Genomic DNA, 13,049 nt, shown 5'->3' with positions numbered 1-13,049 from the left:
GGCAATTGGACGGACAAAAGATGTAACAGGAGATAAATTAACTATTGAAGATATCAAAAAATTAGAAGAAAATAATCGTCCCACAATTTTACTTTCAATAAATAGTAATGATAATATCCCTGAATCAGTTGCTAACTATCTTCAAGAAGGTGAAAAATTAGGTCTGCCTGACCGTCCCCTGATTAAACAACGTAAATTGTGGTATAAGATGGAACATAGAGAAGTGCCACCCATATTATTTGCTTATCTTGGTAGACGCAATTCTAGGTTCATTAAAAATGAGGCTGGTGTTGTTCCATTAACAAGTTTTTTGTGTATTTATCCTATTTATGATGATGAACTATATATCGCTAATCTCTGTGAGGCTTTAAATGATCCTGAGACAATTCAAAATCTCAGACTTGTAGGCAAAAGCTATGGTTCTGGAGCAATTAAAGTTGAGCCTCGTAATCTTGATAAAGTTCCCATTCCAGAACATATTGTAGATAAATATAATTTAACCCGACAAAAATATAAAACTACAAGTCAGCAACTTGAACTATTTTAATAATTGAAATCTAACTTCATACGCATAAAAAAATCAAACCACATTAATGTGGTTTGAAAAAATCAAAAACTATTTACATTTTCTATGCTGTTACTTCTTCCTTCACTTCCTGCTGTAAAGCTGAAACCAGTCTATTCAGTGCATTTACGTAAGCCTGAGCCGATGCCACAATAATATCTGTATTAGCCGCATGACCTGAAAATACACGGGATTCATGGCGCAAGCGAATTGTCACTTCTCCTAAAGCATCAATTCCCCCGGTGACAGATTGCACAGAAAACTCAATCAATTCATTCGGTACATTCACCACCCGATTGATGGCTTTGTACACCGCATCTACTGGACCTGTACCAATGGCTGCATCAGTTAATTCTTCTCCGTCGGGAGTGCGAAGAGTTACAGTAGCAGTAGGTTGAGCGTTACTACCACAGGAAACCTGTACCAACTCTACCTTAAATAAATCTGGCGCTTGTTGGATTTCATCATTAACAATAGCTTCCAAATCCCAATCAGAGATTTCTTTCTTTTTGTCCGCTACTTCTTTAAATCTAACAAAGGCTTTATTCAGGTCATTTTCTGATAGTTCAAAACCCAATTCTTTCAAGCGGGTACGAAAAGCATTTCTGCCAGAATGTTTACCCAATACTATTTGATTGTCCGATAAACCAATCAATTGAGCATCCATAATCTCATAAGTGAGTTTATTTTTCAATACCCCATCTTGGTGAATTCCAGATTCATGAGCAAAGGCATTTGCACCGACAATAGCTTTATTTGGTTGCACCAACATTCCCGTTAAATTGGAAACCAAACGGGAGGTTTTATAGATTTGTTTGGTGTCAATATTCGTGAGTGATGCTTCGGAATTTTCAGCGCGTCCCAAGAAGGGATTAAAATATTGTCTGCGGACGTGCAAAGCCATGACTAATTCTTCTAAAGCTGCATTTCCGGCTCTTTCACCAATGCCATTGATGGTACATTCTAGTTGCCGAGCGCCGTTTTTCACAGCTTCCAAAAAGTTAGCAACTGCTAAACCTAAATCATTATGGCCGTGAACGGAAATAATGGCTTTGTCAATGTTGGGGACATTTTCGGTAATGCCTTTAATGATGCCCCCAAATTCGCTGGGTGTGGTGTAACCTACGGTATCAGGAATATTAACAGTTGTTGCTCCAGCAGCGATCGCTCTTTCCAAAACTTCATACAAAAATTCTGGATCAGATCGTCCGGCATCTTCAGGAGAAAATTCGACATCATCGGTGAAGGTTTTGGCATAGGCTACCATTTCTTCCGCAATGGCAACTACTTCCGGTCTGGTCTTTTTTAACTTATATTGCAGGTGGATATCAGAAGTAGCAATAAAAGTATGAATTCTGCCTTTAGCAGCAGGTTTGATAGCCTCCGCTGCGGCTTTAATATCATCATGTCTGGCTCTGGCCAAACTACAAATTACCGGACCATTTTCCGTTCCCACAGTTTGGGCAATTTTGCTAACTGCTTCAAAATCTCCAGGACTAGCAAAAGCAAAACCAGCCTCAATAATATCTACTCCTAAACGTGCTAGTTGTTTGGCAATAATTAGCTTTTCGTCTATATTGAGAGTTGCTCCTGGACACTGTTCTCCATCACGCAATGTGGTGTCAAAGATGATAATTCTATCGGCTTGTTTGCTCATTAGCTTAACCTCTTTTAATTTTGAGAGTGGACCCAATAAAAGAACATAAGGGAATTAGAATTAATCAAATGTGACTTGATTTGTCAGTCCTATAGAATTTATTTTCATCACTGACTTCTAATTCCTCAATTCTTTTTTGATAAAATAGCTGAAACTGTGAAATGAGAGTTTTTAACTTTGAGATGTGTAAATAAATACTAAGCTAAGTTAACCGTCAGTTTTTTCTATTCTCTCTCTTATATCGTTCAAGTCTATATATCTATCAGTAGCATTACGTAGTTCTCTGGCGATCATTCCTTCAGTTGATACTACTGTAATATGCGTATTTTTTGAGCGTAATAGTTCGATAGCTCTTTCAAAATCACCATCTCCGCTGAATAATACAACTCGGTCATATTGATCTACCGTATTAAACATATCAACGACAATTTCAATATCTAAATTCGCTTTTTGGGAGTAACGACCGGAAGCATCATCATAATACTCTTTGAGGATTTTCGTGCGAACTGTATATCCTAAACTGATGAGTGCATCTCGGAAACCCCGTTGGTCTTGTGGGTCTTTTAATCCAGTGTACCAGAAAGCATTGATTAATGTAGTTTCTGACTGTTCGTATTTGAAATATTCTAAAACCCGTCGGGGGTCAAAAAACCAACCATTTTTTTGTTGAGCATAGAACATATTGTTTCCGTCTACAAAAATAGACAGACGATTCATTGGAGAACCCATAAAAATTTACACCTAAATAATAGATAAGAATGTTAGAGGGAAGAATAGATTATAGCAATTATCAAGTGGTAATTTCGCTAATATCTTTAAGGTACATAATTATGTATAGCCATTATCTTACCTCTTTTAAAGCCAAAATTTGGACAAAATATCCCAGTTGAGATCCGAATTATTTAACTTGTTTCACCTCCGGGACTTGTAAATATGTTGTCTGATCAAAATCTACCAATAAAATTGACCTAGTAACAGGATTGTAAACTAGATGATATTCAATTTTACTCCTAAAGAGGTACGGGATAGGATTCTGGAGAAGGAATGGGCTGATCTTCATCAATAGATTTTTTCATCGACTGTAGGGATGATTTCAGAGGATTATCAATGCTTCAGGAGAGAAGACTATTGAGGATACGCATCTAGGATATCCTAGATGGACACCTAAAATTTGAAGAATACTCTATGAAAGTAGTTTGAATAATTTGATGACTCCGAATATAAATTTTTATGACAACTAACCTGATCTGCGATCACAGGGGTGGGTTCAGTTGCGTAAATATGGGAATGTATCTGTACAGAGTTTTTATACAATGAATATACTGATATGAGTTGGATAAAAATTAAAGGATGGGTGAAAAAGGGATAAAATGGTCATTTAAGTCTTAAATTTGCAGTTTTTAGCAGTCGAACAGGGTTCTGAATCAATATAAGTATTGTACTTAAACTAGTCAGTACAATAATATCGCCCCAGAACCTATATCTAGCTTAACCAAAAAATCAGATTCTGTTGGCAAATTAGAAAAGCAGCCTGGTGCGAGTGGTAGATTTGAGTCATTTACACTAATTAACCTTGTCCATCATTTCGTCAAATTCGGAGTTTCTAAATATTGTTTCTCTGGTTGAGGATAAACAGTTACCCAATCTAAATACCGAATTGGCGGAAATAACTCCACTTTAGCGATTGATGCCGGGAGTTTCTTTAAATCCAAGGACTTAATTTTACCTATGGCTAAACCAGCGGGAAACTTCTGACTATAAGTAGATGTGGAAACTAAATCGCCTACTTTAACATTAGGCACTTTTTCATAAAACTCTAACACCCCTTCAGCGGAAGCATCACCTTGCAAAACTCCTTTAGCTGATGTGCGGCTGACAGTTACACCCACTTGACTTTTTAAATCACTAACCAACAATACACTGCTAGTATTAGTCGTCACACTTTCTACTAAACCTACTAATCCCCCATCGGCTTTAACAATAGAACCTTCTTGAATGCCTGATGCCGTCCCTCGATTCAAAATTACCTGTTGCCACCAATGATCTGCACTCCGTCCAATTACCCTTGCTATAATTGGCTTCTGTGGCAAGGTTTCTTTTTCTACGTAACTCAGTAAACTTTTTAATTTTTCATTTTGGCTTTCTAGATCGACGATGCGAGTCTGTAATTCTAAAAATCTTGCATCTTTAATACTTTGCTCAGGAATCGTCCCTGACTGCACGATCTGTAATGGAATGGTGATTCCTTGATAGATTTCGCGTAATAATGCCCCTTTTGTTTCTCTGATTGTCCAAGCACTACCTAAAACTAAGGCCAATAACCCTATTTGTAATCCCTTATATTCCCACCAGCGTTTTAAAGTAAACATAAATATACCTGTATATATTTTTATAAATTATTCAGGAGTTACAAAAATATTGCTTAGGAACGCAAATTTAATCACCTGCCATTCTGATTTAACCAGAAATGGTGCGTTACGCTTTGTTTTAGCGTAGCCATGCTCGCAGAGCTTTACACACCCTAATTTTGTACTTTATTTAATCTATACTCCTTAGTAAGACTTTCCGTGATCATTATCCCTCAACTTCCCTATACTTCTGTTGAAAACAATAGACATCTCCGGAAATTAAATATGCGTGACCTAAAACCCTTGTAGAGACGTTCCATGGAACGTCTCTACAATATTTACCGGAGCTGTCTAATGGATTCTATAATTATGAATAAATACAGAACCCATATATTCCTACTACATATTACGGGAATGCCCGCTAAATACTCTCTCCAATTGTTTGAAGTTTTCTAATACACGACCTGTTCCCAACACTACACAGCTTAAAGGGTCCGCCGCAATGTGAGTCACAAGACCTGTCTCATGACTAATTAATGTATCCAGACCTTTGAGTAATGCACCACCTCCTGCCAACATGATCCCGCGATCAATAATGTCTGCTGCCAGTTCTGGAGGTGTCCGTTCTAGTGTCCGTCTCACTGCTTCGATAATTACCGCTAGAGGCTCTACCATGCTTTCCCGAATTTCTGGGCCTTTGATGCTTACAGTTCTGGGTAATCCAGAAAGTAAATGCAAGCCCCGGACTTCCATGACACTATCATTATCATCTGCGGTCGGATAGGCAGAACCAATCTTAATCTTAATATCCTCAGCAGTCCGTTCACCAATTACCAGATTATGAATTTTCTTCATATACTGAGTAATCGCTTCGGTTAGTTCATCTCCAGCAATGCGGACTGACTCGCTAATTACTGTACCCTGAAGACTTAATACCGCTACTTCTGTTGTGCCACCACCTATATCAATGATCATGTTACCCGTAGGTTCTGCAACTGGCAGTCCCGCACCGATTGCCGCTGCAACTGGTTCATCAATTAAATATACTTCCCTCGCTCCGGCTTGATTGGCTGCATCCATGACAGCCCGTCTTTCTACTCCTGTGACACCACTAGGAATGCCAATGATAATGCGGGGACGCATCAGCGATCTTCCCTCATTTACCCGCTGAATAAAGCTTTTTAGCATCAATTCAGCCGTGTCAAAGTCAGCAATCACACCGTCACGCAGGGGACGGAGGGCAATTACATTGCCTGGTGTCCGTCCGAGCATTTTTTTGGCTTCTTCTCCCACTGCCAGTGCCACCTTGAGATTTTGATCAATGGCAACTACAGAAGGTTCTTGCAGGACAATTCCTTTACCAGACACATAAACCAGGGTATTGGCTGTACCAAGGTCGATACCCATATCCCATGATGGACGAAAATTTCTGAAAAGATCCACGCTTCTCTTTGCCCCTTATTTGCGATACTTATAACTACAAAGATAAAAGTTAATAATGATTGATAGATTCCATGATGTTTGCTTGCCTGACTCCAGTAACCTAGACTATTTTTTTATCTAGCTTTTGTCAATCTTGATTTTAGTTTCACGAATTTTATGTTCTATTTTCTCATGGTCAGTCAGTATAACCGTATATTTTTTTTAATGTCAAGTATTTTTTGAATTTTTGTGCGAGTTAACTCTTGGGATTCTAACATATTTTCAATACTTTCACAATTAGTTATTATGGAATCCGGAATAGTACAATACAAAGTTACTAAGAAATAAAAGCCATGAGCATTAATGTTGTCACTCTTATTGGCCGTGTAGGCATCGATCCTGACATGAAGTTTTTTGATTCGGGTAAAGTTAAATGTAGATTAACTCTAGCAGTCAGTCGTCGTACCCGTGAGGGAGAACATACAGACTGGTTTAACTTAGAATTATGGGGAAAAACTGCGGAAGTTGCGGGTAATTATGTTCGGAAAGGCAAACAAATAGGCGTTAAAGGTTCTTTGCGGTTTGATTCCTGGAGTGATCGCCAAAGCGGAGTTAACCGTTCTAGTCCAGTGATCAATGTCGAGCAACTAGAATTACTAGGTTCTAAGCGTGATGGTGAAGGTGGGGGAGCAGATATGTCTCCAGATAATTTCTAATTAGTGAGTTGTTAGTTGTTAGTAGGGGCGAAGCATTTGGAAGATAAATTATCGGTCATTGCCAAAAATAGTTCTCCAAATGCTTCGCCCGTACAGTTGTTAGTTGTTTTTTCCTTGCCATTGACCACTGACCACTGACCACTGACTAATAACTAATTTGCAATGTTACTGATGCTTGTACTTCCTGTTCACCGGCAATTATGGGAGTAGAAGCATCTGCATTAGCTAATTTAGCCTCAGCCCGGTAAAGCATGGGAGGTGGTGGAGGAGTTGCACCATTGACTTGAATACTGACAATTTCTTTTTGTTGTAATCCCAGGCTACTTAAAACGGCTTCTGCTTGCTGTTGGGCATCCTGGGTAGCTTTTTTCAGAGCTTGTTTTTGGGCGATCGCAATTGCTTCATCACTAGCAATAAAACTCACACCGTTAATTTGTGTCGCTCCAGCCTTCACAGCTTCATCTAACAATGTTCCGGCTTGATCTGTAGGAATGCGGAAACTGACTGTATTACTGGCAGCATAACCAGTGATTCGTTGGACATTATTGCTGTAGCTATACACTGGATTCAGGCGAATTCCTGTAGTTGTCAATTTTTCCACATTACGTTTTTTCAGCAATGTCACCACAGCGGATGATTTACGAGCCGCTTCTTTTTGGACATCTTCAGCGGTTTTTCCTTGAATTTCCACACCTAAACTCACTTGAGATAAAGTTGTAGAAATTGTTTCTACTCCCCGTCCACTCACGGTTAAAGTTCGCCATAATTTTGCCTTTTCTTGCGCCGATGCAGGTAATATAAAAGTCGCGCATATCAATATACTCAAGGATAATATCTTCCCAAAATTCCTGGTAGGAAAACGAGAATTGGATAAAATAGTGTTAGACATTCTGCTGGCACTCCTCCAAAAACGGATCAATTCTTGGTTAACTGTTAATTATCAACTAATTATCAACAACCACCAAAACATTTTTACCACTTGTTTTATCATCTCAGCATTACCCAAATTTACCGCTAATGTAAGCTTTGGTATCTTCCTGTTGAGGGTTGCTGAAAATTAGCTCTGTCGAATTGTACTCTACTAAATACCCAGCCCGTCCACCTGATTCTGAGGCTCTAACATTAAAAAATGCCGTTTTATCAGATACTCGTGATGCTTGCTGCATATTGTGAGTGACTATGACGATGGTATATTGCTCTTTAAGTTGATGAATTAGTTCTTCAACCCGCGAGGTAGAAATAGGATCAAGAGCAGAACATGGTTCATCCATGAGGATAACTTCTGGTTGTACTGCGATCGCTCTGGCAATACATAAACGTTGTTGTTGTCCACCAGATAAAGATAAACCATTTTGGCGCAATTTATCCTTGACTTCATCCCACAAAGCCGCTTGTCGCAAACTCCGTTCTACTAATTCATTCATATCACCCCTGTAGCCATTAATTCTGGCCCCAAAAGCAATATTTTCATAAATTGACTTGGGAAATGGGTTGGGTCTTTGAAACACCATACCAATACGTCTCCGCACCTCTACGGGATCAGTATTGGGTGCATAGAGATTTTTATCATAGAAATAAACTTTACCTTCGGCTCTAAATGATGCGATTAAATCATTTAGACGGTTATAACATCGCAATAATGTACTTTTACCGCAGCCAGATGGTCCAATAAAAGCCGTCACCCGATTTTTAGGAATATCTAGCCAAACATTCTGTACAACCAAAAAATTGCCGTAGTAGATATTGAGATCTTCTGTGCGTAAAACCGATTCAGCCCCATTAATCGTGCTAATTGTAGTAGCCATAAATACTTAAATGAATGCAGAATTTAGAATTTAGAATTTAGAATTACGTTTTGCAACGGGGATTTTACCCCGACGCAAAACCCGCTGCTTGTAGAAGCAGGGGACTTTAACCCCCAAAGGTAAGTTAAAGAATAAGTTTTTCGGGATGAGTTTCAGTTTTGTTGATAGCCTCTTGACTAAACCTTTTGTTTAGTCACCCAGCGAGTAATAATACTAGTAATTAAAACCATCATTACGAGGATTAAAGACGCAGCCCAAGCTAGAGATTGCCAAGTTGGGAAGGGAGAAGTAGCAAAGTTGTAGACTAAAACCGCGAGAGAAGCAGTAGGTTTGAGAATGCTATCCGGCCAAAAAGCAGAAAAAAGAGCCGTAAATATTAATGGTGCTGTTTCTCCAGCAGCCCGAGCGATCGCCAAAGTAGAACCAGTGACAATTGTTGGTAATGCAGCCGGCAATACCACCAGGATCACAGTTTGCAAATTACTTGCACCTAATCCAACAGACGCTTGCCGCAAATCTTGAGATACTAATTGCAAAGCTTCGTCTGTAGTTTTTACAATAATAGGTAACATCAAAATTGCTAAGGCAAATCCACCCCCCAGGGCTGAGTAAGAGCCTAAATTCAGCTTTACTAAGGTCAAAACCACAATTCCATAAGCAAATACCCCAGCAATAATAGAAGGAACACCACTGAGGACGTTAGTAGCAAAACGTATCCATCTAGCAATCTTTTGGGAACTAAACTCATTTAAATAAATTGCGGCCAATACACCAAAGGGAACACTAATGACAGCGGCAATCCCGACCATGAGAATTGTGCCAACAATGGCATTACCAAAACCGCCATTTTTGCCAAAAGGCGGCGGTGGTAACTGCGTAAAAATATTGAGATTTAAACTACTAAACCCTCTAATTACTACATAATAAAGCACTGCCAACAAGGGGACTAGTGCCAATGCTCCACAGATAAAAGCTAATCCAGTCATTGCTGTATTCAACAATGTCCGAGGAGAGGAAGGAGAACGAGTCAGGCTTCTTTGCTCAAAAGAAGAAGTCATAATTTAACCTATCACTATAGTCTCTGGACTCGCGCCACAATAAACTCTGCCAGAATATTGACTATCATCGTCAATAGAAATAGGATTAAAGCCGCATACATTAAAGCAGCAACTTGTAACCCATTAGCTTCAGCAAATTGATTTGCTAGTAGGGAAGAAATTGTATTAGATGGTGCTAAGAAAGAGATGTTAATATTATTGGCATTACCAATTAACATTGTCACAGCCATTGTTTCACCCATGGCTCTACCAAGTGCCAACATCACCGCACTGACAATGCCAGAAAAAGCAGCGGGGATAATAACTTGAAAAATTGTTTCCCAACGGGTTGCACCGATTGCCAAGGCAGCTTGACGTAAACCCGAAGGTACAGAAATCAAAGCATCACGAGAAATAGCGGTGATAATTGGCAAAGTCATAATTGCTAAGATCACTCCCGCAGGTAACATTCCTGGCCCTGTAGGTGAGGTACTAAAAATAGGTAGCCAGCCCCAATAATGATGCAGCCATTTGCCCAAATCAGTTAAAATCGGGATTAAAACAAAAATTCCCCAGACTCCGTAGACAACACTGGGAATGGCAGCTAGTAATTCTACTAAAAATACCAGTACCAATTTTACCTGGGATGGCAAAAAATCCTCACTCAATAAAATCGCTGTCCCCACACCAATTGGAACTGCTAAAATTAGTCCGATTAAAGAACTCATGAGAGTCCCATAAATCGCAGGTAATACCCCATATTCATCATTAACAGGGTTCCAATTGCTGGTGATTAAGAAATTAATCCCGAATTTTTGGATAGCTGGACTGGCCGCAATAGCAACTTGCAAGGTAATCCATAATAAAATCCCAGCAATTGCTAGGGCAAAAATTCGAGTTAACCAAATAAAGCTCCGATCTAGATTTCTGTCTATTTCCGAGCGATTTTTCGTGACTAATGGGGTTTCTGGAAAATTTATGGACATGAATGCTGACTCTAAGATTTGGGAAAAAGCGAACTTTCTCAAAACTAGTAGTTTGTCAAGATAAAAATGATGGACTGTAGTGTGAGCGTCTCGCTCACGCGGGCAATAGTGTGAGCGTCTCGCTCACGCGGGCAATAGTGTGAGCGTCTCGCTCACGCGGGCAAGATGCCCGCACTACCAAAAACCCGTCAAAATAAATTTTACAGACCACTAGCTTGTCATTACTTTGTAGTTTTAGGATCAGCACCAAGAGAGATTTTATAATCAGGACTAATTTGATCAGCAGCAGCAGCCACTTTAGCAATCACATTTGCTGGTAAAGGAACATACCCTAATTGAGTAGCTAACTTTTGTCCATCGGTTAAAGCGTACTCAATAGTTGCTTCTATTGCCTTGGCTTTACCAGCATCAGCATATTTTTTATAAGCGAGAATCCAAGTATAAGTGACGATTGGGTAAGAACCTTCCCCTTCAGGATCAGAAATAAAAGCGCGAAGATTTTCTGGTAAAGTTACTGATGCTAACGTTTTAGATGCTGATTCTTCAGAAGCCAAAACAAACTTTTTAGCTTTATTTTCTAAACTCGCAAATTTGAGATTACTTTGTTTGGCATAGCCATATTCTACATAACCAATAGCACCTGGAGTTTGTTGAATTTGGGCGGTAACACCTTCATTGCCTTTAGCACCAATTCCTACAGGCCATTTTACACTTTTACCGTCACCTACTTTAGTTTTCCATTCTGGACTAATGGCGCTAAGGTGTTTGGTAAAAACGCCTGTAGTCCCGCTACCATCAGCCCGATAAATAACTTTTATCTCCTCTTTTGGTAATTTTACATCAGGATTAGCTTGAGCGATCGCCGGATCATCCCAAGATTTGATTTTACCTAGTAAAATATCAATATAAACTGCTCGTGGTAGTTTGAGTATGGCTACGCCACCTGAGCTATCAGCAATATCTGGTAAGTTATAAGCCAGAACAATACTACCAGCAGTTACAGGTAGTAAGATCACTCCTTTATCTGCGGGGATATTCTGAATTTCTTCATCTTTCATGGCTACATCACTAGCACCAAAGTCTACTGTCCCTTTGGTAAACTGCTCAACACCAGCGCCACTACCAACTGGCTGATAGTTAACTTTTAAATTGGGGTATTTTTTGTTTAACTCCGCAAACCAGGTTTGGTAAAGGGGTGACGGAAAAGTAGCACCGGCACCTGTTAATTCAATATTACCTCCTAAATCTAGTTTGCTGGAAGCAGTTGTAGTTTGACTGGAAGATTTGTTAGGATTGGGATTCTTTGAGTTAGTTTCTCCACAGGCAGATAAACTAATTGCTAGTGTGAATACCGATATTAAAGCTATCAGGCGATTATGCTTCATTGCACTTAGAGGTAATGGTAGTAATGTTAATTTTTAGCTAAACACCTCTAACATACTCCTAAAAAATTGTTTCAGAGACTTACAAATCAAAAATACCCCATAAGACTGGATACAGCGGTTTCCGCTCTTATGAGGTACAAAGTTGAATCATGAAACTCTTGTAGTGCGGGCATCTTGCCCGCTAGATATGTACCTCATAACACCGGGAAGTGCTGTAATCTTTTTTGTGAAGTTCTCTTATCGGTAAAAAAATGGGGAAATCTATATTTATAGTATTTGCGTATTTTACAAGTTGATCATATCATCCTTTGACATCAGCCTACTTTCTTTGTTTTTTTCCATTCCCTTGATTAGCTCTTGATTCTAATGTAAACTCTGGTATTTCTTCAAGTTCATCTTCACTTAAACTATACTGTTCACACACAAGACTTAACCGATTTCCAGGAGTTGTCACTGCATTGACAGAATGAGTTAAATCACCCTGAAAGTAAATTAAAGAATTGGTTTGCGGTTTAATTTGTCCCACTTGGCGTTTTTGCAACTTCAGCACCAATTCTCCTCCCTCCATATCTTCTGGTACACGTACATAAAGAACGCTCACAAATGCAGGAGGTTCAACGGTTTTACAATAGGAACGCAAAGACCGGTCAATATGGGGGTCAACGCGAGAACCTGCTTTGAGTAGTAAAGGATTCAGATAAAAAGCATTACAATTAGGCAAAAGTGCCAAATCTAAATAAGGCTTAAAATAGGGGAATTTTTGAATAACTTCTGCTAAACCTTGACGCTGAAATACCACAGAAAAGCCTTTAGTATTGATAAAATCTCGGTTGAGGTTATTGATAGCAAAATAGGGACAAGCTTGGATTTCTCCCCACAAGTCCTGGAGATATTGAAGAGGAAAGGCGTTAGGATGTTGTTGATAGTATTTCACGGTCTTAAATTAATGGATATTGAGTTTAATTTTTGTCTGAATCAGGATATCCAGGATTAGAGGATTAACAGGATATTTGACATTTCTATAGTCTTTCATAGTCTTAAATTAATGGATATTGAGTTTAATTTTTGTCTGAATCAGGATATCCAGGATTAGAGGATTAACAGGATGTTTGACATTTCTAGGGAATA

At 39.1% G+C, this 13,049-nt stretch carries 11 protein-coding genes and 1 pseudogene; 2 read left to right on the top strand and 10 right to left on the bottom strand.

What is annotated here, in order from left to right:
* A pseudogene (locus FJR08_RS15745) lies at positions 1–547 on the top strand (SAM-dependent methyltransferase); the annotation flags it as partial.
* A gap of 82 nt (positions 548–629) precedes the next feature.
* Here FJR08_RS15745 and FJR08_RS15740 read toward each other — a convergent pair.
* The 4 genes from FJR08_RS15740 to FJR08_RS15725 all read right to left on the bottom strand — a co-directional run bounded on the left by FJR08_RS15740 (position 630) and on the right by FJR08_RS15725 (position 5,977).
* The gene (locus FJR08_RS15740) at positions 630–2,222 is read right to left on the bottom strand and encodes a 2-isopropylmalate synthase (protein ID WP_015079696.1); all 1,593 of its coding nucleotides are present in this window, start codon (positions 2,220–2,222) and stop codon (positions 630–632) included.
* A 207-nt stretch (positions 2,223–2,429) separates the two neighbouring features.
* Positions 2,430–2,951 carry an NYN domain-containing protein gene (locus tag FJR08_RS15735; RefSeq protein WP_015079695.1) on the bottom strand — a complete coding sequence of 174 codons (522 nt, stop codon included), beginning with the start codon at positions 2,949–2,951 and terminating at the stop codon, positions 2,430–2,432.
* 851 nt (positions 2,952–3,802) lie between these two features.
* Positions 3,803–4,591: a rod shape-determining protein MreC gene (gene mreC / locus FJR08_RS15730; protein ID WP_168633800.1), complete on the bottom strand. Its 789-nt coding sequence runs from the start codon at positions 4,589–4,591 to the stop codon at positions 3,803–3,805.
* Positions 4,592–4,969: 378 nt separating this feature from the next.
* Complete coding sequence (locus FJR08_RS15725; protein WP_041457858.1) at positions 4,970–5,977, bottom strand: rod shape-determining protein; 1,008 nt, start codon at positions 5,975–5,977, stop codon at positions 4,970–4,972.
* Positions 5,978–6,345: 368 nt separating this feature from the next.
* On the opposite strand from FJR08_RS15725, the gene FJR08_RS15720 reads away from it, so the two are divergent.
* Complete coding sequence (locus tag FJR08_RS15720; protein WP_148762788.1) at positions 6,346–6,708, top strand: single-stranded DNA-binding protein; 363 nt, start codon at positions 6,346–6,348, stop codon at positions 6,706–6,708.
* Positions 6,709–6,853: 145 nt separating this feature from the next.
* Here FJR08_RS15720 and FJR08_RS15715 read toward each other — a convergent pair whose 3' ends face one another.
* The 6 genes from FJR08_RS15715 to FJR08_RS15690 all read right to left on the bottom strand — a co-directional run bounded on the left by FJR08_RS15715 (position 6,854) and on the right by FJR08_RS15690 (position 12,855).
* The gene (locus tag FJR08_RS15715) at positions 6,854–7,597 is read right to left on the bottom strand and encodes an SIMPL domain-containing protein (RefSeq protein WP_015079690.1); all 744 of its coding nucleotides are present in this window, start codon (positions 7,595–7,597) and stop codon (positions 6,854–6,856) included.
* A gap of 109 nt (positions 7,598–7,706) precedes the next feature.
* Positions 7,707–8,513: a phosphate ABC transporter ATP-binding protein PstB gene (gene pstB, locus FJR08_RS15710; RefSeq protein WP_148762786.1), complete on the bottom strand. Its 807-nt coding sequence runs from the start codon at positions 8,511–8,513 to the stop codon at positions 7,707–7,709.
* A gap of 176 nt (positions 8,514–8,689) precedes the next feature.
* Positions 8,690–9,571 carry a phosphate ABC transporter permease PstA gene (pstA, locus tag FJR08_RS15705; protein ID WP_015079688.1) on the bottom strand — a complete coding sequence of 294 codons (882 nt, stop codon included), beginning with the start codon at positions 9,569–9,571 and terminating at the stop codon, positions 8,690–8,692.
* A gap of 14 nt (positions 9,572–9,585) precedes the next feature.
* The gene (pstC, locus tag FJR08_RS15700) at positions 9,586–10,536 is read right to left on the bottom strand and encodes a phosphate ABC transporter permease subunit PstC (protein WP_148762782.1); all 951 of its coding nucleotides are present in this window, start codon (positions 10,534–10,536) and stop codon (positions 9,586–9,588) included.
* 221 nt (positions 10,537–10,757) lie between these two features.
* On the bottom strand, positions 10,758–11,921 hold the full coding sequence (pstS, locus tag FJR08_RS15695; protein ID WP_168633799.1) for a phosphate ABC transporter substrate-binding protein PstS: 1,164 nt from the start codon (positions 11,919–11,921) through the stop codon (positions 10,758–10,760).
* A 319-nt stretch (positions 11,922–12,240) separates the two neighbouring features.
* Positions 12,241–12,855: a 2OG-Fe(II) oxygenase gene (locus FJR08_RS15690; RefSeq protein ID WP_168633798.1), complete on the bottom strand. Its 615-nt coding sequence runs from the start codon at positions 12,853–12,855 to the stop codon at positions 12,241–12,243.
* Between the last annotated feature and the right edge of the window lie 194 nt (positions 12,856–13,049).

It is taken from the genome of Dolichospermum sp. UHCC 0260 (genome assembly GCF_009711985.1).
GTDB lineage: Bacteria > Cyanobacteriota > Cyanobacteriia > Cyanobacteriales > Nostocaceae > Dolichospermum > Dolichospermum lemmermannii.
This window is presented reverse-complemented; position numbering and strand designations above follow the sequence as displayed.